Annotated in this window: 22 protein-coding genes; 12 read left to right on the top strand and 10 right to left on the bottom strand. The window is 32.8% G+C overall.

Features of this window, described 5'->3' with window-relative positions; genetic code table 11:
* Positions 1–16 precede the first annotated feature (16 nt).
* From J2Z35_RS01330 to J2Z35_RS01320, 3 genes are all read right to left on the bottom strand, one after another.
* Complete coding sequence (locus J2Z35_RS01330) at positions 17–940, bottom strand: chemotaxis protein (protein WP_209658588.1); 924 nt, start codon at positions 938–940, stop codon at positions 17–19.
* An 85-nt stretch (positions 941–1,025) separates the two neighbouring features.
* The gene (locus J2Z35_RS01325; RefSeq protein WP_209658586.1) at positions 1,026–2,318 is read right to left on the bottom strand and encodes a sensor histidine kinase; all 1,293 of its coding nucleotides are present in this window, start codon (positions 2,316–2,318) and stop codon (positions 1,026–1,028) included.
* Complete coding sequence (locus J2Z35_RS01320; RefSeq protein WP_209658584.1) at positions 2,315–2,998, bottom strand: response regulator transcription factor; 684 nt, start codon at positions 2,996–2,998, stop codon at positions 2,315–2,317. Before J2Z35_RS01320 ends, J2Z35_RS01325 begins: the two co-directional genes overlap by 4 nt.
* 198 nt (positions 2,999–3,196) lie before the next feature.
* Here J2Z35_RS01320 and J2Z35_RS01315 point away from each other — a divergent pair, with 198 nt between their 5' ends.
* The 6 genes from J2Z35_RS01315 (at position 3,197) to J2Z35_RS01290 (ending at position 8,680) form a co-directional block, all read left to right on the top strand.
* Positions 3,197–3,889: a zinc metallopeptidase gene (locus J2Z35_RS01315; protein ID WP_209658582.1), complete on the top strand. Its 693-nt coding sequence runs from the start codon at positions 3,197–3,199 to the stop codon at positions 3,887–3,889.
* Between the two features lie 11 nt (positions 3,890–3,900).
* Positions 3,901–4,692: a GTP pyrophosphokinase gene (locus J2Z35_RS01310; protein ID WP_209658580.1), complete on the top strand. Its 792-nt coding sequence runs from the start codon at positions 3,901–3,903 to the stop codon at positions 4,690–4,692.
* A gap of 259 nt (positions 4,693–4,951) precedes the next feature.
* On the top strand, positions 4,952–5,776 hold the full coding sequence (locus J2Z35_RS01305; protein WP_209658578.1) for a DUF169 domain-containing protein: 825 nt from the start codon (positions 4,952–4,954) through the stop codon (positions 5,774–5,776).
* Complete coding sequence (locus J2Z35_RS01300; RefSeq protein WP_245330698.1) at positions 5,733–6,578, top strand: ABC transporter permease; 846 nt, start codon at positions 5,733–5,735, stop codon at positions 6,576–6,578. Before J2Z35_RS01305 ends, J2Z35_RS01300 begins: the two co-directional genes overlap by 44 nt.
* A gap of 31 nt (positions 6,579–6,609) precedes the next feature.
* Positions 6,610–7,644: an ABC transporter substrate-binding protein gene (locus J2Z35_RS01295; protein WP_209658575.1), complete on the top strand. Its 1,035-nt coding sequence runs from the start codon at positions 6,610–6,612 to the stop codon at positions 7,642–7,644.
* Between the two features lie 19 nt (positions 7,645–7,663).
* Positions 7,664–8,680 carry an ABC transporter ATP-binding protein gene (locus J2Z35_RS01290; protein ID WP_209658573.1) on the top strand — a complete coding sequence of 339 codons (1,017 nt, stop codon included), beginning with the start codon at positions 7,664–7,666 and terminating at the stop codon, positions 8,678–8,680.
* 107 nt (positions 8,681–8,787) lie between these two features.
* On the opposite strand, the gene J2Z35_RS01285 is transcribed toward J2Z35_RS01290, so the two are convergent.
* Both J2Z35_RS01285 and J2Z35_RS01280 read right to left on the bottom strand, forming a co-directional pair.
* Positions 8,788–10,131, bottom strand: coding sequence for a TldD/PmbA family protein (locus J2Z35_RS01285; RefSeq protein ID WP_209658571.1), 1,344 nt, complete (start codon positions 10,129–10,131; stop codon positions 8,788–8,790).
* Positions 10,132–10,136: 5 nt separating this feature from the next.
* Positions 10,137–11,519, bottom strand: a complete 1,383-nt coding sequence (locus tag J2Z35_RS01280) for a TldD/PmbA family protein (RefSeq protein ID WP_209658568.1) — start codon at positions 11,517–11,519, stop codon at positions 10,137–10,139.
* Between the two features lie 240 nt (positions 11,520–11,759).
* Here J2Z35_RS01280 and J2Z35_RS01275 point away from each other — a divergent pair, with 240 nt between their 5' ends.
* From J2Z35_RS01275 to J2Z35_RS01260, 4 genes are all read left to right on the top strand, one after another.
* Positions 11,760–12,317, top strand: coding sequence for a TetR/AcrR family transcriptional regulator (locus J2Z35_RS01275; protein WP_209658567.1), 558 nt, complete (start codon positions 11,760–11,762; stop codon positions 12,315–12,317).
* A gap of 100 nt (positions 12,318–12,417) precedes the next feature.
* Positions 12,418–13,107, top strand: coding sequence for a hypothetical protein (locus tag J2Z35_RS01270; RefSeq protein ID WP_209658565.1), 690 nt, complete (start codon positions 12,418–12,420; stop codon positions 13,105–13,107).
* A gap of 74 nt (positions 13,108–13,181) precedes the next feature.
* Positions 13,182–14,408 (top strand): diaminopropionate ammonia-lyase, encoded by a 1,227-nt coding sequence (gene dpaL / locus J2Z35_RS01265; protein WP_209658563.1) that lies wholly within the window; start codon positions 13,182–13,184, stop codon positions 14,406–14,408.
* A gap of 15 nt (positions 14,409–14,423) precedes the next feature.
* Positions 14,424–15,161 (top strand): NAD-dependent protein deacylase, encoded by a 738-nt coding sequence (locus J2Z35_RS01260; RefSeq protein WP_245330697.1) that lies wholly within the window; start codon positions 14,424–14,426, stop codon positions 15,159–15,161.
* Positions 15,162–15,222: 61 nt separating this feature from the next.
* Here the strand turns inward: J2Z35_RS01260 and J2Z35_RS01255 are convergent, their stop codons facing one another.
* The 4 genes from J2Z35_RS01255 to J2Z35_RS01240 form a co-directional block, all read right to left on the bottom strand.
* Positions 15,223–16,182, bottom strand: coding sequence for an ABC transporter ATP-binding protein (locus J2Z35_RS01255; protein ID WP_209658562.1), 960 nt, complete (start codon positions 16,180–16,182; stop codon positions 15,223–15,225).
* Between the two features lie 4 nt (positions 16,183–16,186).
* A complete protein-coding gene (locus J2Z35_RS01250; protein WP_245330696.1) occupies positions 16,187–17,737 on the bottom strand; it encodes an ABC transporter permease in 1,551 nt (516 codons plus the stop codon).
* 121 nt (positions 17,738–17,858) lie between these two features.
* Positions 17,859–18,905 carry an ABC transporter substrate-binding protein gene (locus J2Z35_RS01245; protein WP_209658558.1) on the bottom strand — a complete coding sequence of 349 codons (1,047 nt, stop codon included), beginning with the start codon at positions 18,903–18,905 and terminating at the stop codon, positions 17,859–17,861.
* Between the two features lie 261 nt (positions 18,906–19,166).
* Positions 19,167–19,826 (bottom strand): YczE/YyaS/YitT family protein, encoded by a 660-nt coding sequence (locus J2Z35_RS01240; RefSeq protein WP_209658556.1) that lies wholly within the window; start codon positions 19,824–19,826, stop codon positions 19,167–19,169.
* A 240-nt stretch (positions 19,827–20,066) separates the two neighbouring features.
* Here J2Z35_RS01240 and J2Z35_RS01235 point away from each other — a divergent pair, with 240 nt between their 5' ends.
* On the top strand, positions 20,067–21,035 hold the full coding sequence (locus J2Z35_RS01235) for a dipeptidase (protein ID WP_209658554.1): 969 nt from the start codon (positions 20,067–20,069) through the stop codon (positions 21,033–21,035).
* A 108-nt stretch (positions 21,036–21,143) separates the two neighbouring features.
* The gene (locus J2Z35_RS01230) at positions 21,144–21,482 is read left to right on the top strand and encodes a hypothetical protein (RefSeq protein WP_209658552.1); all 339 of its coding nucleotides are present in this window, start codon (positions 21,144–21,146) and stop codon (positions 21,480–21,482) included.
* A 63-nt stretch (positions 21,483–21,545) separates the two neighbouring features.
* Here J2Z35_RS01230 and J2Z35_RS01225 read toward each other — a convergent pair whose 3' ends face one another.
* Positions 21,546–22,343 carry a copper amine oxidase N-terminal domain-containing protein gene (locus J2Z35_RS01225; RefSeq protein WP_209658550.1) on the bottom strand — a complete coding sequence of 266 codons (798 nt, stop codon included), beginning with the start codon at positions 22,341–22,343 and terminating at the stop codon, positions 21,546–21,548.
* Positions 22,344–22,508: the final 165 nt, after the last annotated feature.

Genomic DNA, 22,508 nt, shown 5'->3' with positions numbered 1-22,508 from the left:
TATATATTAAATAATATTATTTATTTTTAGATGCAATATTAATGAAGGTATCTATTGTTTCAACTAAATTTTCTACTTCAGGTTTACTCATCTGAGCGTCTGCTCCCACAGATTCACCTTTATGACGAAGGTCCCCAGTAATTAAAGATGAGAAAATTATTACAGGAAGCTTTCTTAAAACTCTATGCTCTTTTATAGTTCTAGTCAATGTATGTCCATCTAGCTGCGGCATCTCTATATCTGTTATTAGAAGATTTATTTCATCCATAAAATTATCTCCAAGTCTATCATATACAGAATTAATATAATCAAGAGCCTGCTGTCCATCATCAAATATTCTAAGATTATTAAATCCAGAATTTGTAAGATTATCAAGAAGAACTTTTCTGATTAAAGGGGAATCATCAGCCAGAACTAGCTTGTAATTACTCCTATCTTTATTTGCCTTGACATCTATCATTCGCTCAGAATGAATACCTGATTTTGGACTTATGTCCATAACTATTTTCTCAAAATCCAGTAGCATTAGGATTTTACTTTCTAAATTTATATTTCCAATAACCAGTGATTCAGAAGTCACTACACTAGGTTTTTGAATATCACTCCATTTTATTCTTGTTATACCTAAAACTTCATCTATTGAGAAAGCAACTTTGATTTTATTGAACTCACATAACAAAATCATACTTTTTTTAACATTCTCATTGATTTCTTTTTCTAAGACATATTTCATATCAATTATAGGAATTACATCTCCTCGAATTAGAGAAATACCAGGGACAGCCTTACTAGTATTAGGCACTTTCGAAAGATTATCTATATGAAGAATCTCTTTTACCTTTACTACATTAATAGCATAATTCTCATTGTTGACTGTAAAATGAAGTATTTCTACCTCGCCAGTTCCACTTTCTAATAAAATTCCGCCATCAGTCTTCATATTTTAATCCCCCTATTAACATTTTATGCATTTTTAATATGATATCATATTCTGACAAATCTAAAAAGCAATAATATAAATGATATTAGTTTATATTTAAAGTAACACTAAACTCAGATCCTTCCCCAAGAGAGCTCTCTACATTAATCTGGGCTCCATGAAGGTCTAAAATTCTTTTTACAAGGGATAGTCCAAGACCGCTTCCCTCTACATCGTGTGCTTCTTCACCTTGATAAAATTTTTCGAAAATACGTTCCTTGGTCTTACTGCTCATTCCTTTGCCAAAATCTCTTATTGAAATTTCCACACCTTCCTTCAAGTGATTGAGAGAGACAATAATCTTCCCATCATTTGAGGAAAATTTTATTGCATTGATTAAAAGGTTTATCCATACTTGTTGCAGGAGTTCTTCATCAGCAGTAATCATGGCTCTATCAAGATTGATTTCCCAATCAATGGATTTTTTGCTCCACTCTGGCTCAAGTAACAAAATACATTTTCTAATCTGCTCATCCAGATAAAAACCCTTGTGCTTTTGTATTATCTCTTGATTTTCAAGCTTAGAGAGCTTTAACATGCTACTTGTAAGATGTGAAAGCCTTGAAGATTCCTCAGATATTATACGGGCATATTCTTTTCTATTTTCATCAGAAAGATCATCTTGCTGGAGTAATTGTGCAAAGCCTTGAATTGATGCAATAGGGGTCTTAAATTCATGGGAAACATTACTTACAAAATCTTTTCTTAGAGTATCAATTTTTTTCAGCTCATTAATCATTCTATTAAAGTTAGTAGTAAGCTGTCCTATTTCGTCCTTATTATTATAATTTATCTCTACATCAAAATTTCCAAGTGTAATCTCTCTTGTAGCGTTTGTAAGTTTTATAATAGGTCTTACTGCATGTCTCACCACAAAAATGATTAAAACTGAGCCAATAATTACAAAGGATATACCGGGAAACCAAATTCTAGAAGCCGCTATTTTCCATATATTTTGATTCTGTCTCAATTGTATTCTCATAATATCATCATCAATCATAAGATAAGTACTAACGCCACTAAATCTTCTAAAAGGCTTGTGAATCATACCCCCATCAAGAAGAATAAGATATTCCTGTTCATTAATATAAGCCTCTTCCTCATGAGTTAAAATACTAGTTTCATAGGTATACCAAGAGATAATATCTGAAATCTCTTCATTACTCAAATCTGTTTTTTCAGATAAATCCTTAATTAATATTCCTATGGCTTCCTGACTTTCCTTTATTTCCTGCTGAAGATTTGGCATATACACAGCCGAGGTTAAAAAGGAGAGTAAAGAAGAAAGCAAGATTAATATAATAAAGGCAACAGCTAGTTTTACTGATATTTTTTTCATTCTTTATTCTCCAGTTTTTCGGCTTTGTATCCAAGGCCTCTCACAGTTATGATTTCAAAATCAGGCCAATCGCTAAAGCGCTCTCTTAATCTTTTGATATGAACATCAACTGTTCGTTCATCACTTTCAGCATCAAGTCCCCATATCTCATTCATAAGCTGTTGCCTTGTAAAAATTTGGCGAGGATAATTAAGAAGCTTGAAAAGAAGAAGAAATTCTTTTTGAGGAAGAGTAAGATTAATATCCTCCCTAGATACAGTTAAGGTATCATAATCCAAAACTGTCTTTCCTATAAAAATCCTATGCTCGTTCATAATACGGGCTCTTCTCAGTAAAGCAGATACCCTAAGAATGAGCTCATCCATATCTACAGGCTTTACCATATAGTCATCTGTTCCACACATGAATCCCCTTTTTTTATCCTCCATACTCTCTTTTGCAGTTACCATAAGAATTGGAAGCTGATAATCCGATTTTCGCAAAGAGTCTGTCAGCTCATATCCATCCATATCAGGCATCATAATATCACTAATCATTAAATCTATATGATTTTTATCTAAAACCTCAAGAGCGCTCAATCCATTGGAAGCACAAAACACCATATATCCATTTTGCTTAAGTACGGTCTCCATAAGTCTTTGAAGATTTTTATCATCCTCTACTACAAGAATATTAAACATAGTAACCTCCATAAATAATTATATTAATACATTAATTAAAAACACTCTAAAATTAAATGAATTATATCTGCAGATTATGAACTAAATATGAATTTATATTTTGAATATATTTGCCTAAAAAGTTCATGTTAGGTTCATATTTTGGATTTATACTAATTATAAAATTTGATATTTTAATTTTCAAAAGGGGGAATTGATATGTATCCGTATATATTTTTTGATCAGACAATGATTGTTTTAATACCTGCAATCCTACTTACATTATATGCACAGGGAAAGGTGAAAAACAACTTTTCAAAATACCTTCAAGTACAAACTAGAAAAAATTATACAGGAGCTCAAGTTGCAAGAATACTTTTAAATGAACAAAATCTAAGTGAAATTTCAATAGAGATTACACCTGGGCATATGAGTGACCATTATGATCCAGTAAATAAAATATTAAGACTTTCAAAGGAAGTCTATGCAGGAAGTTCTATTGCATCTGTGAGTGTGGCAGCTCACGAAGTAGGACATGCTATTCAACATGACAAGGGGTATGTTCCTCTTGAAATTAGAAACAAGATATTCCCTATAGCCAGCTTTGGTTCATCCGCTGCATGGTTTTTTATATTTGTAGGATTTTTAATTCCAGCTTTAGGTGGTATGATTGATATAGGAATATTATTATTTTCAGTTGCAGTATTGTTTCAGATAATTACTCTGCCTGTAGAGTTTAATGCAAGCAATAGGGCTATGAGTCTACTTGCTGAAAATGATTTTATAACTGTAAATGAAAGGGTTGGTGCAAAGAAAGTACTTAATGCAGCTGCCCTTACTTATGTAGCAGCTATGGCTGCTGGGATTGCTCAGCTTATTAGACTTATTTTAATTAGAGATAGAAGAAGATAAGGGAGGGAAATATGTCACAAGATCAGTATTTCAAAGACTTAGAAGAAATAGAAAATCTCCAGAAATCTTTAACTAGATATATGATGTACTATAAGTTTGCAATGGAGGAAATTGGAACTAAAATTAGCATACTTCAGCAGGAATTTCAATATATTCATTCCTACAATCCTATTGAACATGTAAAATCCAGACTCAAAAATACTCAAAGTATAATTAACAAACTAAAAAGGAGAGGCTATGAGTTTAGCATAGATTCAATAAGACAAAATGTCCTTGATATCGCTGGTATTAGAATCATATGCTCTTTCACTTCCGATATATATAGAGTTGCAGGAATGCTCATGCAGCAAAGGGATATTGAAGTAATCGAATACAAAGATTATATAGAAAATCCTAAACCAAACGGGTATCAAAGCCTCCATATGATTTTAAAAATCCCTGTTTTTATGTCTGATAGAGTAGAGCAGGTTTATGTAGAAGTACAAATTAGAACTATTGCCATGGATTTTTGGGCTAGTCTTGAGCATAAGATTTATTATAAATATGACAAAGAAGTACCTGAAAATCTAAAGGAAGATTTAAAAGATGCAGCAGATCAGATTGCACATCTTGATCATAAAATGGAAAAGATACACAAGGAAATGCAAAAACTAAGACATGAAAATGAAATAAAAGGTAAAGCTGAGGATAAAGAGACAGAAAGAGTAAAACCCGAAGCTAAAGATTATGAAGATGAAAAAGATTCAAGTAATATTTCTATGAAATATTTTAGTATGATGCTTACTAATTCTATGGAGACATAAAAAATCTATAGTAAATGTTTTGAAAAATAAGAAGTTGTGAAATCTATCTAAAAAATATAAATAGGACAACATTAAATTTAAATAAGCCTAATTCAGGCTTATTTTTTTGCATAAATATAATTTATAAATAGAATAGAAAAACTTAATTAGACACAAAAATAACAACATGATAACTTAGTGAGTGTATGAATAATACATATTTATGTAAATTAAAAATTGGGGATAGAAATACATACTTATTTAAAAGAGGAGGTGAAAAATGAGAGAGTTTGAAAAAGATGTAAAAAAAGTCTATGCACTTTTAAATATAAATAGAAAAATTGTAGGGGTTAAATTCTTGAAAAACTTAGAAGAATTTAATTCATATAACGCTGTAGAGCTTAAAAGACCTATGTCCTATTGTGTGGTTGTAAAATCAGCTAGTCATGGACATAGAATTAAGTTTGATAAATCGACATCTGGCTGTGGGGGAAGCACTAGGGCGTTAGGATTTGAAAAGCCTACAGATGAGTTTTTAAGTGGAGAATCGCCATACAAGCTAGGACTTTTTTCAAACCAAGAGGTAGCGAAGAGGGCTGCTCTTGAAACGAGCAATATTTTATCAAATACATATGGGATTTTAGTACAGCCTTTAGAAGATTACATCGATAAAGAAACACCAGATGTTGTATTAATCATAGGAAGCCCTAGGGAGTTAATGAGAGTGATTCAGGGATATACATACCATAATGCAATACATAAAGAGTTTAGCATGTCTGGAAATCAAGGTATATGCGTAGAAGCAACGGCCTATCCTTTAATACATAATACTTTGAATATGTCACTGCTTTGCTCAGGAACTAGATTTTTAGCAGCTTGGAGTGAAAATGAAGCAGCAATTGGAATACCTTTTAGTTTATTTAATGAGGTAGTAGATGGAATATACAAGACTGTAAATGCCGTAGAGATGGATGAAAGAAAAACTCAGATAAGCGAATCTTTACTCTCTCAGAATATTGACAGTATAAAAATGCAGTATGGAAAAACATATTATACGGAATATGAAGAAGAAAAAAGGAAAAATAGAAAAAATGAAAAAAATTGATAAGGAGAAAAAAAGATATTTTATAATAGTTTTAATCAGGAGCCTTCTTATTATTTTCGGGCTTTTACTTTGGGAATATAAAGCCACAAATGGTAGTTATAATCCAGTATTTACAAGTTATCCTAGTGCAATATTTAAAGACTTAATAGTATTTTTTTCAAGTGGAGAGCTAGCCAAGCATGCGTCAATAACACTGACGGAGGTGTTTTGGGGGCTGTTTTTAGGAAGTCTTATAGGAATAACTTTTGCTATAATATTTGGATATTTTTCTTTCATTGGAGAGGTGCTTACGCCAATAATTTCTGGATTTAGCTGTATACCTCAGCTTGCTCTTGCTCCTGTTTATGTATTATGGTTTGGACTGGGACTTACCTCTAAAATATTTTTGGCAGGATTAATGGTGTTTTTCAATGTTTTTTCATCCACTTATGGAGCCATAAAATCTATGGATAAAGGAATACTAGAGTCAGCCAATCTTCTTGGTGCTGGTCATTTTCAAACCCTTAGAACAGTAGTAATACCATCTTGTATGCCCTGGATACTTTCAGGTATCAGAGGAGGAGTAAGTGCAGCTCTAGTTGGAGCTATAATAGGAGAATATATAGGTTCAAAGGGTGGATTTGGATGGATGATAACATACTCCACTTCTTATTTTAATATCAGTAGAGTGATGTCGTGCATAGTAATATTATTATTTGTAGGTCTTGGACTAAACAAAGTACTTGATATTATGGAGCAAAAGCTTCTAGTATGGAGGACAGTGACTTCACTTCGCATGGAAAATCTAAAAAATCAAGATTAATCTGTATTTAAATAAAAAGGAGATGAAATTTATGAATAAAAGATTTATTAAGTTTACTAAAATTGCTTTGTTATTCACACTAGCTATGAGTATTTTTGCAGGGTGCGCAAATAATTCGGGAACACAAAGCGAGGGATCTGCTCAAGAGGAACAAAAAGAAATGACAAAAGTAGTAGTTTCTGAATTTAGAGGTATGAATTACGCAGCCGTACATATAGCAGATGCTCTTGGTTATTTTGAAGAAGAAGGTATAGAGGTGGAATTTGCAGTTTATGGAGATGGACCTGTTGCTTTTCAAGGTATGCATGCAGGAGATTCACAATTTTGTATGCTATCTATAGAGCCAGTTTTTAGAGCCTTTGATGAAGGACTTGAGTCTAAGGTAGTAGCTGCGCTTGATACTACTAGACTTTATGGATTTGCAGGGTCTAAAGATATAACAGAAATCTCTCAGTTAAAAGGAAAGACGGTATTTGCAGGAGCTCCTGGATCTGCTCCTTACTCATTTATATGGAGCATATTAGAAGAAGGTGGACTAAATCCTGCTGAAGATGTTACATTTGCACAAATGCAGTATGGTGCTTCGATGGCGGCACTAGAGCAAGGTACTATAGACGCTTCATATATGGACCACTATAACAGAAATAAGTTTTCAGCTATAGGGGCAAATTTCCTTGTAGATGGGGCTGACATGGAAACTAAAAAGAGAGTTTTTGGTTCAGAAAAATTTGAAGGCTCTATAATTACAGCTACTAAAAAGTTTGTAGATGAAAATCCAGAAACTGTACAAAGCTTTATTAATGGTGTAGCAAAAGGTGCTAAATGGCTTACATCACATAGTGATGAAGAGGTTGCTGAAGTGTTAATGCCATATCACGACGGAAGCACTAAGGAAGACCTTATAGAGAGAATATCACTGATAAAAATCGCATATTCACCAGACCTTAAGATATCAGAAGAAGGATATGAGGCTATGGAGAATTTTTCTTTAAAGACTGGAGTTTTAAAAAACAAAGTAGGATATGAGAATATCATAGATATGAGATTCGTTGAGCAAGCACAATAAGCAAAGCAAGGTGTTGTAAATGTCTTATATAGAGGTTTTAGATGTAAGTAAATCCTATGGAGACCATAAGGTTCTTCATAATATAAATTTGTCTGTAAAACAAAATGAATTTGTTACATTATTAGGGTCTTCAGGATGTGGGAAAACTACCCTACTTAGGTCTATAGCGGGGCTTGGTAGTATAGATTCTGGAAAAATTATATTAGATTCAGAAGATATTACTCACAAAAGCCCTAGAGATAGAAATATAGGTATGATTTTTCAATCATACTGTCTTTTTCCTACCATGAATGTGTTTAATAATGTTTCTTATGGACTTAAATTAAGGAAAGAATCTCAATCAAAAATCAAAGAAGAGGTAATGAATGCCCTAGAATCCGTAAACCTTCATCAAAAAATAAAGAGTTATCCTTCTCAGCTTTCAGGAGGGGAGAGGCAAAGAGTTGCACTTGCAAGAGCTCTAGTAATGAAACCTAAGGTTTTATTACTAGATGAACCGTTTAATGCAATAGATGCAAAGCTTAGAAAATCCCTGCAGCTTAAAGTAAAGGAACTTCATAAAGAGTATGAAATGACATCTATTATGGTAACTCATGACCAAGATGAAGCAATGAGAATGTCTGACACTATTCATTTGTTTAAAGATGGAGCTATAGAGCAATCAGGAAGGCCAACAGAACTATATCTAACTCCAAAAAGTAAATATGTGGCTTCTTTTATGGGGAACTACAATGTACTTGAGGCAAAAGATTTCTCAATCATTACAAGTGGGAAGTATAAAGGTATAAAAACTGTAGTATTAAGACCAGAGGCTATAGAAATGAAAAATGAAAGATTTGGTGAAATTACAAATGGATATAGCTTTGAGGGTGTAATAAGTGATTATATACCTCAAGGAAATATAGTTAGATTTACTGTAAATATAAAAAATATAGAGCTAAATGTAGATATCCTTGTAGATAGATTTAGGGATTTTTCTCTAAATCAAAAGATATATATGAAAGTAACAGAGGATAAAATTTTATATTATGATTAGTTAATAGATGCCTTGAAAATAAGGCTAAATTAAATACAGTATATTTTGGTTTGAGTTTGAACCAAATATACTGTATTTTTCTTTACTTTATAGTAGTTTTTAAAAATCTAGTTTCCAGAGATGCTAAGTGAGGATACACTTACGCTTGGAGAGCCACAGCCTACTGTAAGTGGAGATAAAAGAAAATCATTTGCTACTCCATTTATATCTTTTAGGAGTTCAAAAAAGTTTCCAGATACAGTAATTTGGCTTACTGGTTTTGTTAAATCTCCCTTTTCTATTAAATATCCATGACACTGAAGGGAGAAATCTCCAGAAATACTATTAATTCCAGCATGAAGTCCTTGTAGTTCTGTAATGAAAACCCCATAATAATTTTGTTTTAGTAAATTGCCAAGACTTATTTCACTAGGCTCAAGGCAAAAGTTTATAGGAGCTATTTCTACAGAACCTTTATAAGATGACTTGGCAGCATTTCCTGTTGACTTTACTTTGTCTTTTTCTGCAGTTTGCAAGTTATATAGATATGTTTTTAATACTCCATTTTTTACTAAAGGCTTTACATAGGTTGCAACACCTTCGTCATCAAAAGCTGTAGAGTTTAATCCTTCTTTGATGTGAGGGTTATCAGTAATATTCACATATTTAGAACCAATAGAGGTTTCGAGTTTATCTACTAAACCCGATAATTTCTTTTGAACCTGCTCTGCACTAAAATGGTTTGTAAACTGGGATAAAAAGCTAGCAAAGGCTTTATTTTCAAAAATTACAGGACACTTCACAGAAGGTATTGCCTTAGCTCTCAGCATACCTAAAGCTTGGTTTACTGCATCATCTGCAATGCTTGGGTACGAAATAGAGGAAAAAGAGTCGCCTGTAGATAGTCCTATTCCTGTTCTAGTATCATTTCCTTCCTTAGCTACAGCAACGGCATAAGCGTAGATATGTGATTTATTTTCCTTCATATCAAGGCCTTTTGTGTTTTTAATCCACTTTTCATAACGAGACTCTACATAGCTATTATTTGACAACCTAAGTATTCTAGAATCTTTATCCAAGATTTGTTTCTCTAAATTTAACATAAACTGGATTTTATCTTCAACAGAGACAGAGTTATCAAGGCTACTGCAGTCTAAAACACTATATTCTCCTTTTCCGTCATGAAGACAAACAGGGTCCAGGGATTCTATAGCTAAAGCATTTTCATAAGCCTCATCTACAAGCATTTTTATGGCTTCATCATCAAATGTTTCTGTAAAAGCATAACCCATCTTTCCATTTACTATCCCCCTATAAGAAAGACCACCTTCTTCTGAGAGGTTAAATTTATCCACATTTCCTTCAAATACCGAGATTTTCAGACTATTTGATGACTCATAGTAAATCTCCTGATTCTCAAATCCCTTATCTTTTCCTATAGCAAACAGCTCATCAATCCATTTATCCATCATAAGATTTACTCCTTTCCACCAACAGTAATCTCAGAAACCTTTAGGGCAGGCTGACCCAGTCCAGCAGGTATTACTCCGCTCACTGAGCCGCACATACCCTCTCCTGAATCAAAATTATTACTTACCATTTCTATTTTTTGAAGGACTTCAAGACCTGTGCCTATAAGAGTGGCACCTTTTATAGGTTCCTGTATTTTACCATCCTTTACAAGATATGCTTCAGATGCTGCAAAATTAAATTCCCCTGTAGCTGTATTTACAGAGCCTCCACCAAGATACTTGGCATAAACTCCATAGTCTATAGAGCTTATCATATCTTCGAAACTGCTTTTCCCATTTAAAATATAGGTGTTTGTCATTCTTGATGTAGGGGGGAGTTTGTAAGATTCTCTTCTGCAAGAACCAGTTGCTGGCATTTTCATTCGCCTTGCATTTAGCTCATCTATCATATAATTTTTAAGTACTCCATTTTCAATTAGTACATTTCTAGTAGGTTTATTACCTTCATCATCAAAGCTAAGAGAGCCCCATTCATTTAAAATAGTACCATCATCAACTGCAGAGACAATATCTGATGCTATTTTTTCACCTAATTTTCCGGCATATACAGAGTTTCCTTTTGCAACTGAAGTTGCTTCAAGACCATGGCCACATGCCTCATGAAAGATTACTCCACCAAACTTATTATCTAGTACAACTGGAAACTTGCCACTAGGAGCTGGCTTTGCACCTAGCATAGTCACAGCGACTCTAGATGCTTCCCTTGCAATGTCTTCTACTGATATCTCATCATAAAGCTCAAACCCCTTTCCAGAGCCTTTGCTAATCATACCGTACTCCATTTTATTATCCTTTGATGCTATAGAATTCACTGCAAATCTAGTTCTAACTCTTTGGTCTTGCACAAATTTTCCCTTAGAATTTGCAATAAGGACGTTTTGACAGGAGTCAATGTAGTTTATTTTTACTTGATGTATTAAATTAGAGTAGCTTGAAGCTGCCTCATGGGCTTTTTTCATCAGCTCTATTTTTCTAATTTTTTCAACATTTTTAGGATGAACTTTCACAGGATGTACTATACTTGGATTTTCCATTACAAAATCAATCCTTAGATTTTGAGAAACTCCTTTTAGAGATTTAGAAGCGTTTTGTGCAAGGCTAAGCAGTGTCTCTCTATCCAATTTGTTAGAATAGGTATAAACACTGTTGAATCCATTAAAAATCCTTATACCAATGCCACCAGTTTTTCCAGATAGAGAACGTTCTACCTTTCCTTCAATCATACCTATAGTAGTATCTGTCCTGTTTTCTACGAAAATCTCTGCAAAGTCCCCTCCAAAAGAAAGTGCTGCAGAGAGTATATCGTGTGCTAACCTCTGATCTATCATGATTTCCCCCCTATAATATATTTGAAACTATTTTTATTGAATATATTGATAATTCAAACTTTATCTTATTGTATCCAATAATTACTAGACTCACAATAATAAATTGAAACATAAAAAATAAATTATTTTGTTAAATGGATTTATTATATAATTAAGCATCATATAAAGAAAAATAAAAGTATATTGACATAAATAATCAAAAAAGTTATAATGAACCATGTTCACTTTGGGGGGATTAAGTTGAATAAAGCAGTAACATCAAAAGAAGCAATAATTATGGCTAGCAAAGATTTAGTAATGGATTCAGGAATGCATGCGTTAAATATTAGAGAAGTTGCAAAGAGATGCAATGCTTCAGTAGGCTCTATATATAACTATTTTTCATCTAAAGAAGATTTGATATTGGAAACGGTAGGGTCAATTTGGTCTGAGATTTTTCAGAAAAAAGGAGATGATATATCGCAAAAAGATTTTATCTCACAGGTTGAAGCCTTATTTAAAAAAATTCAAAAAGGATCACAGGAGTATCCTTTTTTTATAAGTGTTCATGGAATGAATTTTACAGAAGCTAATAAAAGCAAAGGTAGAGAAGTGATGAATCAATTTTTTAGTAGGATTGAATCTTCTTTGCTGGAAGGTTTAAAAAAAGATAAAAATGTAAATTTGAATATTTTCAATGAAGAATTTACAGAGACTGACTTTGTTAGGTTTATATTTTCAAATATAAGAAACTTAGTTATAGAACAAAACGAGTCATGCAAAGTATTATTAGAAGTCATAAAAAAAATAATATATTAATAAAATTTCAAACTGAAGATATAAGATTGGGAAAACCCACCTGTTGGTGGGTTTAAAAAAACATTAAAATGAACAACGTTCATATTCTAGGAGGTAAATTATGCAAGGTATTATGGAAGGTCTATTTGATGCTGTATATCTAACTACGGTGATTACATTAGGGATATTAATGATCAGAAGATCAAATGGAAATAAGCAGTACAAACTATTTGGGATTATGGCAGTATTACTTGGAGCAGGAGACTCATTTCACCTTATACCTAGAGTTGTTGCCCTAAATACTACAGGCCTTCAAGATTACACCTTTTCTTTAGGGTTAGGCAAATTTATAACATCAATAACAATGACCATATTCTATGTAATATTGTATTATGTTTGGAGGGAACGTTATAATATTGTGGGAAAGAAAAAACTTACAATGTCTATATACTTCCTTGCAGCAACTAGAATTATCTTATGTCTTTTCCCTCAAAACGGATGGACAAGTACTAACTCACCATTATCATGGGGGATATATAGAAATATACCATTTGCAATGATGGGAATATTAATAATATGGCTATTTTTTAAGAGCTCAAGAGAAAATAATGATACAAGTTTTAAAAATATGTGGCTAACTATAGTACTAAGCTTTGCTTTTTATGTTCCAGTTGTAATATGGGCAGACACAATACCTTTAGTAGGGATTCTTATGATTCCAAAGACATGCGCCTATGTATGGACTGTGTGGATTGGGTACTCTGATATGAAAAATAATTCGGAAGGTGAAGGAGTGAGTAGTTTTGCATAAGTATATTGTTAAAATTTTTATATAGGAGATAATATACTTACAAGGGAAGAAAAAATATTTGGGGAGTGATTTACTTGGCAAATAAAAATAAAATACAATATGCAGTTAACAATTCATTAAAAGAAAACAATCACAATAAAACCTCAACAGCATTTTTAGACAAAGAAATAATAGATAAAATAAGAACCTTTCATAAAGGATTTTCCCAGTATGAAATCACACCACTCCAAAGCCTAGATGAACTTGCAAAAAAACTAGAAGTGAAAAATATTTGGATAAAAGACGAATCATATAGATTTAACCTAAACGCATTTAAAGTGCTTGGAGGGTCCTACGCAATTGGAAAGTACCTTGCTGAAAAATTAGGACTTGATATATCTGAAATCACATTTGATAAGCTAAAATCAGAAGAGACTAAAACGATTTTAGGAGATATTACCTTTGTGACAGCCACAGATGGAAATCACGGAAGGGGCATTGCATGGGCAGCTAGAGAACTTGGACAAAAATCAGTTGTATATATGCCTAAAGGTTCGTCCCAGATCAGGCTTGAAAACATTAGAAAAGAAGGGGCAGATGCAAGTATTACAGACCTTAATTATGACGACTCCGTAAGACTTGCAAGTAAATATGCAGATGAAAATAATGGAGTTCTTGTTCAAGATAGCTCATGGGAAGGATATGAAGAGATACCTACATGGATTATACAAGGATATGCTACACTTATCGATGAAGCAATGGATCAGATTATAGAAAAAGGGGAAGATATGCCAACCCATGTATTTCTCCAAGCAGGAGTTGGTTCATTTGCAGCAAGTATACTTGGCTACCTTGAAGCTAGATTTAAAGAAAATAGACCGATTACTATAATGGTAGAGCCAAGTGAAGCAGCATGTATATACAAGTCCGCCCTTGAAAACGACGGAAATCCCCATGCTGTAACTGGAGATATGCCGACAATAATGGCAGGGCTTGCATGTGGAGAGCCAAGTACAGTTGGGTGGGGAATCCTTAGAGATTATGCAAATGCCTATATATCTTGCCCAGACTATGTAGCAGCAAAGGGAATGAGAATACTTGGAAATCCACTTGGAAATGACCCAAGGGTAATATCTGGAGAATCAGGAGCAGTAGGACTTGGAATACTAAGTCTTATAAAGGAGCAAGAAGACCTACAGGAACTAGCAAATAAATTAAAATTAGATAAAAACTCAAATATTCTTCTTATAAATACAGAAGGAGATACAGACCCAGATGGATATAGAAGAATTGTATGGGATGGAGAGTATCCATCATTTTAGCTAGGAGGTTTTATTATGGATATAAAATCAATTGAAGAGCTAAGTAGAATTTTAAAAGAGAGTAATAATATAGTATTCTTTGGTGGGGCGGGCGTATCCACAGAGAGCGATATTCCGGACTTTCGTTCAGAAAAAGGTATATACAATATCAAAACCAAATATAGTCATCCACCAGAAGTGATGCTAAGTCATAGTTTTTTCATGAGTAATACAGAGCTTTTTTATGACTTTTATAAAACCTCAATGATATTTAAAGAGGCAAAGCCCAATCTAGCCCATAAAGCGCTATTTAAGCTGGAGCAGATGGGAAAACTAAAAGCCATAATAACTCAAAACATAGATGGACTTCATCAGATGGCGGGATCAAAAAATGTACTTGAGCTTCACGGCAGCATATATAGAAACTACTGTATGAGATGCAGTAAATTCTTTGACCTTGATTATATGCTAAGCACCAAAGGTATACCAAAATGTGATGCTTGCAATGGTGTAGTAAAGCCAGATGTAACTCTTTACGAAGAAGGACTTGATATGGATGTGATTGAAAAGTCAGTATCTGCAATAAGTAGGTGCGATACTTTAATAATTGGAGGGACATCCCTAAGCGTATATCCAGCAGCAGGACTTATAGATTATTATAAGGGAAATAATCTTATTCTTATCAACAAAGGAGAAGTCTATAAACAAAACAGGGCAAGACTAATATTTAAAGAGAGCATAGGGGAAGTTTTGGAAAAAGCAATAGAATTTTAAAAATAAAGCTAATTGGAAGAAATTGTTTCTTCCAATTAGCTTTATTTATGACATGAAATTGTTAAAGGTAATGAATACTTTTAAAATCAAAAAATACTTCATCTTTTATTTCAAATTCATTTTCACTGCCAAGTAAATCTGAATATATTATATGCTCTTTTTCATCAAAGAATGATTTAATTCCATAAGTTGTGAAAAATCCTAAATAGTTTTTTTCGATAATTTCACCTTTATATGATTTTTCTTGAAAACTGAGCTGCACATTCTCTGGCCTCACAATTATTTTTTCACCTTTGATGATTAATGTATTAGCTCTTCCTATAAAATTTGCCACAAATATATTTTCTGGTTTCTCGTAGATTTCTTTAGGGGCTCCTATCTGAATTACTTTTCCTTCATTCATAACTACTATTTTGTCAGAGATACTAATTGCTTCTTCTTGATCATGAGTTACAAAAATCATAGTTATTTTCAATTCTCTTTGTATTTTTTTAATTTCTTCTCTCATCTTAACCCTTAGCTTTGCATCAAGATTTGATAGAGGTTCGTCCATGAGAAGAACCTTAGGTCCCAAAACCAAAGATCTAGCAAGAGCAACTCTTTGCTGTTGTCCACCAGAGAGTTCACTAACACTTCTGCTTTTATATTCAGTCATACCAACTATATCAAGCATTTTAATAGCCTTTTCAAGCATAGCTTTTTTAGATAAGATTTTTTTATTTTTAAGACCATAAAGCACATTTTCCAAAACATTTAGATGGGGAAAAAGTGCATAATTTTGAAAAACAGTGGAAACAGGTCTTTTTTCAGGAGGCGTTTTCGTAATATCTTTATTTTCAAGATATATAAATCCTTTACTTGGATTTAAAAAACCTCCTATCATACGAAGCATTGTTGTTTTGCCACATCCACTTGGTCCTAATAGAGATATAAGTTCCCCCTCTTTGACTTCAAGAGAAAAGTTTTTTACAGCTTCGAATTTATCAAATTCTTTTGTAACATTTTGTATATTAAGATACATGTTATTACTCCTTAGATATTTTAGAATTACCCATTAAAAGTGCTGAAAAAGATACATTTATTATTAATGTAGTGATTATAAGTATACTTGCAAGTACAGATGCAAGACCGTATTTGCCGTCCCTTAGTACATTAAACATTTCAACTGTAGCAACCCTTGATGAAGGGGTTATAAGAAATATGATAGCTCCAACTGTAGTCATAGTTGCAGTAAAGGTATTTACAAAACTAACTAGAAAAGCAGGTTTGAGAAGTGGCATAACTATTCCCCAAATAACCTTTATATTTGGAGAACCAAGGTCTCTAGCTGCATACTCAAGCTCTATGCTTATATTTTTAAGTGCAGCACTTGCAGCTTTTGTACTTATTGGTATCTGCCTAAATATACAGTTTAATACTACTATAAGACCTGTGCCAGTTATTGCTATAGGATTTTTATTGAAAGCAAGGATATAAGCTATACCAAAAAAAGGTCCAGGCATTATATATGGTAGGGTTGATATAAAATCCATTGTCTTTCCTATTTTTAAATTTCGCCTTTCTATATAATATGAAAGGAGTAATCCAATTATACTTGTAGCTATACCAGCTATAAAAGAATATCTGATGCTTCTAAAAAAGCTAGGCATTAGAGAAAATCGAACAGCTTTTATATATTCAGTTGTAAATATAAGTGTACCTGTTCTATAATCAGAAATTGCAGATAAGAAGATAGCTATATACTGAAGCACCATAAATGTAAGAAATAGGGAAGTGATAAACCCAAGAAAAAAAGTAAGTGTTTTTCCCATATTAAATCCAAAGTTATCATTATTTTTAAGCTTTGCTCCAGAAGCAGACAAAAGCTGAGTAGATTCCATATGATACCTATATATCTGAAAAATAAAAAGTGAAGGGATCAGTATAATGACACTTATAGCTGCCGCTCTTGGGAGATTCCCTCTTCCTATCACAGACAAGTAGGCTTCTGTTGCTAGTACGTTGAATCTTCCACCAATTATTATAGGAGTACCAAAATCTGAAATTGATTTTACAAAGGTTAAAAAACTAGCAGCCACTATACCAGGCTTTGCTAATGGAAGTATAACTTTTTTTACTGTATTTGAGGGACTTTCTCCAAGGTCTAAAGATGCATTAATTAGATTTCTATCTATAGATGACATTATCCCAATGATCAATAAAGCAGCTATAGATACACTTCCAGCTATTTGCATCATAACTATTCCGTGCCACCCATAAGGACTAATGCTAAGGCCAAGCAGCCTATGAGTTATAAGGCCTCTTCTTCCAAAGAGAATAATATATGATAAAGAAGATACAAATGGAGGGGAAATCATTGTCAACATTAGTATTGCTGATATGATTCCTTTTATTTTTGTATTTGAAAATGTAGCATAAAGTGCAATAGATATAGCTATAAATATAGTTCCTAGAGTAGAAAGCGTAGAGACAAAAATGCTATTGTAAATAAGCTGTCTATTATTTTTAAATATAATGCGGTACATTTCTAGTGAAAAACTTCCATCTGGAAAAAAGCTTTTTATAAAAACCTCCATAATTGGCCATAATATGAAGATAAGAATAAGACCTAGTATAATTATTATTGTGGACAAATCGAAAAAATCGTAAAAAGGGGTATCCAGACTTCTGGATCCCCTTGAAAACTTTCTCATAAAATTAATTACCTACTATTTGAGACCAATGCTCAAGAATATCATCTCTTTGTGAACCGAATTTTAATAAATCTATATCCATAAGGTTCGCAAGATTAATATTGCTCATAAGCTCAGGAATAGCTACATCATTTCTTACCATGACTCTAGGGTCCATATCCCTTATAATTTCCTGACCTTTAGCTGAAAGTGCCCAGTCCACAAAGGCTTTTGCAGCTTCAAGATTATCAGCGTTTTTAAATATTGCTAGTCCTGCTGGAACCCAAGGAATTCCATCTTCAGGATAAATAGTCATTACTGGGAATTTATCTTCCATTGCTACAAACTCACCTGACATAGGAATAATACCTATAGCCATTTCACCAGCAGCTACTTTGTTTGGTGGTTCCCCACCTCTTTGGAAGTAAAACGGAATGTTTTCATTAAGAGCCTCAAGATAAGCCCAACCTTCTTCTTCTCCCATAGACTGTAAGATACTATTTACAACTGCATAGTTAGTACCAGAAATAGCAGGATCTGCCATTGCTATCTCATCTTTGTACTCTGATTTTAAAAGATCTTGCCAAGTTTTAGGAGCTTCTATTCCTTTTTCTTCAAGAATGTCAGTATTTACCATGAAACCCGCTGTAACAAGTGAAATGCCTGTCCAGTAATTGTCACCTTTGTACTTATCGTCAACGAACTGTTCTTCTTCAGAAACATAATCTTCTAATAAACCTTTTTCACCGGCAACTATAAAACTATCAGCACCTCCGCCAAACCAAACATCAGCCATAGGTTTTCCGCCTTCAGCCTCAGTTCTTGCAAGGACTTCTCCAGAAGACATATCTAAAAACTCTACATTTACTCCTGTATCATTTGTAAATGCTGCGAATATTTCTTCTTTTCCACCATATGCCGCAACAACGGTTAAAGTAGAACCATCAAGAGAAGTTTCTTCGCTAGAAGAACCTTCATTTACAACCTGGTCATTGTTATTATTTGATGTACAACCTGATAGAGCAACTATAAGCATAGTCATTATCAGAAAAAAACTAGTAAACTTTTTCATTAAATATCTCTCCTTTTTTACTACATATCTAAAATTAGCATTTAGTTCAAATGCTACCTACATGATTATAGATTTAAATTTTCTATAACTCAAATAGAAATAACTTATAAATATAATAAAAAAGTGAAATAATATACATTTTTAGTAAGGGTTTAAGACTTTAAATGAATGCTACTTATAAATTTACAAAGGCTGCTTTTTAAATGAAAAATTCCGGTTACTCAAAATAATAACCGGAAGAAAAAGATTCTTCCGGCCAACTTATCTTATAAACTTTTCTTTTAGCATCACGATATCCTCATCTATATACCTGTGTTTTATGTTATTTACATCAAAATTAAAAATCTTGAAAACAAATTGAACAAAATATCCAATCGATAAAGACATTATGACAGTTCCTATACCTAGAGTACCGCCAAGAAGATATCCAACCAATAAGGCGCTGATTTCTATGGCATTTCTTATGAAGCTTACAGGTTTATTAGTTTTTTTAGTAAGGGCTATCATCAGCCCATCCCTAGGACCAGAGCCAAGCTCAGCTCCTATATATGCTACACTGCCACAGCCTATTACAAACATTCCACCAAACATCATAAAAATTCTTAAAAAATAAGAATCAAAGGTTGGAATCAGATTGTTTAACATAAGTATATCTATAAAATATCCTATAAAATACATATTGAAAACTGTACCCCATCCTATCCTCTCACCAAGGAAAAATGCAATAATTACTATAATAAAACCCACAGCAATACTAGCCTCTCCCATAGTTATGGAAAAAGTACTACTAAGTCCCTTGTGAAATACATCCCAAGGAGCGAGTCCAAGATTAGCATTTATAGTCATTACTATACCTACAGCAAACAAAAATAAACCTAAAAATAACCTAATAATTCTATTGATAGGATTTTTACTATTCAATTCATCATCTCCCAGAAATTTTAAGTATCATAAATCGATTAAATCTAATAATATACCTAAAGAATAAAAAAATCAATTGAGTTAGAAATCAAAATGATAAATGTGAAAATTATATAGTATGATAAATAATATAAAGAGATGTATATAGTATTAAAAAGTATTAAAATAACTTATTTTCCAGTAAAATCCACCATAAAGCCGATTTTTAACCTGAAGATGAGTTTTGAAGGGAGAGATTATATGAAATATATAGATATGCACTGTGATACAGTGATGACAATTCCAGAAAAAGGAAGTAGCGACCTTTTAATAGATAATAAAGAGGTTAGCGTTGATTTTAAGAGATTAAAAGAATCAAATGCAATGGCTCAGTTTTTTGCAATTTTTTTAATGAAAAAATTTATGAAATTATTCTCAAAAAAGAAACTAAGAAATGATGACGAATATATAGAGCACTGCGTTAAGCTTATTAACGAAGCAACTGAGAAGACCGATTATGTGAAGCTTGCATATAACTATGATGATTTAATTAAAAACAATAATGAAAATAAGATATCAGCTTTTCTAACAATTGAAGATGGAAGATCAGCAGATAGCCTTGAGAAAATCAAAAAATATCATGATATGGGAATTAGATTAATAACCCTTACATGGAACTATGAAAACTGTATGGGATATCCAAACTCTAATCCCAAAATGAGAGATAAAGGGCTTAAAGAATTTGGGCGAAGCGCAGTTGAATATATGAATGAAATAGGAATGATTATAGACGTATCCCACCTATCAGATGGTGGATTTTATGATGTGTATAATACATCTAAAAAGCCCTTTGTAGCATCCCACTCAAACTCAAGAGAGCTATCGCCTCATACAAGGAATCTTACTGATGATATGATAAGAAAAGTTGCAGAAAAAGGGGGAGCAATTGGACTTAATTTTTGCCCTCAATTCTTGGATAAAAATATTAAAAATAAGGATAGCAAGATAGAGCTTATGGTTAATCATTTGAATCATATCAAAAAAACAGGTGGAGAAGATGTACTTGCTTTGGGGTCTGATTTTGATGGAATAAGTGGAAAACTAGAAATAAGTGGCTGCGAAAAAATGCCAATGCTATTTGAAGCACTAAGAAAAGACGGATGGACAGAAGATATGATAGAAAAACTAGCATACAAAAACATGCTAAGAGTCATAAAAGACACCCTCTAGAGCCGCGGGGACGTATCTAATGTCCCACTTGAAAGTTAGTATATTTTTCATTTGAATAAGAATTTAGATTATGAGTATAAATATAAAAAGTGAAAAGGAGGTTATTGTATGGAAAAAATATTATTTTATGGAATGACGGGGGAAAAGATGTGTTTTCAGCACATACTTTTAAATGCGCTTGATCTTCACGAAGAAGGGAAAGAAGTGAAGATAATATTTGAAGGAGCTTCAGTAACACTAGTACCATCATTTGAAAGTGAAAAAAATCCTCTGTATATAAAGGCGAAAAACCTTAATCTTATAGCAGGTATTTGTCTAGCTTGTTCAAAAGTTATGGGAGTATATGAAAAAAATAAAGATACAGGGCTGCCTATGTTAGAGGACATGGTAGGTCATGCAGGAATGAAAGACTATATAAACCAAGGCTTTATGATAATAAGTATGTAGTGTATCCATACATAAAAGGCCCTTTGATTCTAACGATAAAGGACCTTTTATGTGTACTATTTTCTAATATAGGGTTTCTGTCTCGGCATAGACTAAATCTCCATTTTTTATACTAAATAAAACGTAATTTTGAGATTCATCATTTATTATTTCAACTATTGAATTTACATCATAATAATTATCTCCAAAATATTCTATTGTTACAATTGAAAGCTCTTTTAAAACTTCAATAAGTTCCTTCCAGTCATTTTTTAGGTTTTCATCTTGAGTGATGCCTCTTACTTCTTCTGCACCACCTTCCATTACAATAGAAATAACTACTGCATTTTCAGTATCATTATAACTAGTTGAAAACGTTATTTCATCTTCTTGAAAATTTCCTTGAATAAAATCAGTGTCAAACTGATCTAGCAAAGCATAAAAATCAGTAGATTCATCTTGTGAGCCAGACAGATAAACCCAGCCATCCTCGAAAGCAACGCTATAACCTATACTCTCAGCCATAAAGCGAAGTGGAACCATAGTTCTTCCATCTACAATTTTAGCTGGAACATCAAGAGTGACAGCATAACCATTTACATATGCCGTTTTGTTTCCAATAGTAACAGATGTAGAATTCTCTCCAAGAAAAGCAGTTGCAGTTTTTGTCTCTTGATCCCAAGTTACGGTAGCACCCATAGATTCAAGAACACCTTTTACAGGGACAAGAGTCCTTCCACTTTCAATTATTGGAGCAACATCTGTTTCAATCTGTTGTCCGTCTAATATTATTCCCTTAGCATATGTAAGAGCACTAGCATCTGCCGGAGCAGAAAAAATAAGAATAAAACCAATTAAAGCTGTAAGTAAAACCTTTTTCATAAACACATCTCCCTTTTGATATTAGCAAAACTTATAAAATATTAAATTAATACTTCAATTTTTACTAATATACTTAAACTTCGCACACAAATAAAACCTATGAACCTTGAAAATTCAATAATTGACAGGTTAATAGTATACTTTAGACATATAAAACAAGCTTTT

It is taken from the genome of Acetoanaerobium pronyense (genome assembly GCF_017874355.1).
Taxonomy (GTDB): Bacteria; Bacillota; Clostridia; order Peptostreptococcales; family Filifactoraceae; genus Acetoanaerobium; species Acetoanaerobium pronyense.
Note: the sequence above shows the minus strand (reverse complement) of the source record. Positions and strands in the feature narration are given on the sequence as shown.

Bases quoted from the DNA above. Each gene is read 5' to 3' on its own strand.
- J2Z35_RS01330 (WP_209658588.1), bottom strand. From the start codon at position 940: ATGAAGACTGATGGCGGAATTTTATTAGAAAGTGGAACTGGCGAGGTA.
- J2Z35_RS01325 (WP_209658586.1), bottom strand. From the start codon at position 2,318: ATGAAAAAAATATCAGTAAAACTAGCTGTTGCCTTTATTATATTAATC.
- J2Z35_RS01320 (WP_209658584.1), bottom strand. From the start codon at position 2,998: ATGTTTAATATTCTTGTAGTAGAGGATGATAAAAATCTTCAAAGACTT.
- J2Z35_RS01315 (WP_209658582.1), top strand. From the start codon at position 3,197: ATGTATCCGTATATATTTTTTGATCAGACAATGATTGTTTTAATACCT.
- J2Z35_RS01310 (WP_209658580.1), top strand. From the start codon at position 3,901: ATGTCACAAGATCAGTATTTCAAAGACTTAGAAGAAATAGAAAATCTC.
- J2Z35_RS01305 (WP_209658578.1), top strand. From the start codon at position 4,952: ATGAGAGAGTTTGAAAAAGATGTAAAAAAAGTCTATGCACTTTTAAAT.
- J2Z35_RS01300 (WP_245330698.1), top strand. From the start codon at position 5,733: ATGAAGAAGAAAAAAGGAAAAATAGAAAAAATGAAAAAAATTGATAAG.
- J2Z35_RS01295 (WP_209658575.1), top strand. From the start codon at position 6,610: ATGAATAAAAGATTTATTAAGTTTACTAAAATTGCTTTGTTATTCACA.
- J2Z35_RS01290 (WP_209658573.1), top strand. From the start codon at position 7,664: ATGTCTTATATAGAGGTTTTAGATGTAAGTAAATCCTATGGAGACCAT.
- J2Z35_RS01285 (WP_209658571.1), bottom strand. From the start codon at position 10,131: ATGATGGATAAATGGATTGATGAGCTGTTTGCTATAGGAAAAGATAAG.
- J2Z35_RS01280 (WP_209658568.1), bottom strand. From the start codon at position 11,519: ATGATAGATCAGAGGTTAGCACACGATATACTCTCTGCAGCACTTTCT.
- J2Z35_RS01270 (WP_209658565.1), top strand. From the start codon at position 12,418: ATGCAAGGTATTATGGAAGGTCTATTTGATGCTGTATATCTAACTACG.
- J2Z35_RS01260 (WP_245330697.1), top strand. From the start codon at position 14,424: ATGGATATAAAATCAATTGAAGAGCTAAGTAGAATTTTAAAAGAGAGT.
- J2Z35_RS01255 (WP_209658562.1), bottom strand. From the start codon at position 16,182: ATGTATCTTAATATACAAAATGTTACAAAAGAATTTGATAAATTCGAA.
- J2Z35_RS01250 (WP_245330696.1), bottom strand. From the start codon at position 17,737: ATGGAGGTTTTTATAAAAAGCTTTTTTCCAGATGGAAGTTTTTCACTA.
- J2Z35_RS01245 (WP_209658558.1), bottom strand. From the start codon at position 18,905: ATGAAAAAGTTTACTAGTTTTTTTCTGATAATGACTATGCTTATAGTT.
- J2Z35_RS01235 (WP_209658554.1), top strand. From the start codon at position 20,067: ATGAAATATATAGATATGCACTGTGATACAGTGATGACAATTCCAGAA.
- J2Z35_RS01230 (WP_209658552.1), top strand. From the start codon at position 21,144: ATGGAAAAAATATTATTTTATGGAATGACGGGGGAAAAGATGTGTTTT.
- J2Z35_RS01225 (WP_209658550.1), bottom strand. From the start codon at position 22,343: ATGAAAAAGGTTTTACTTACAGCTTTAATTGGTTTTATTCTTATTTTT.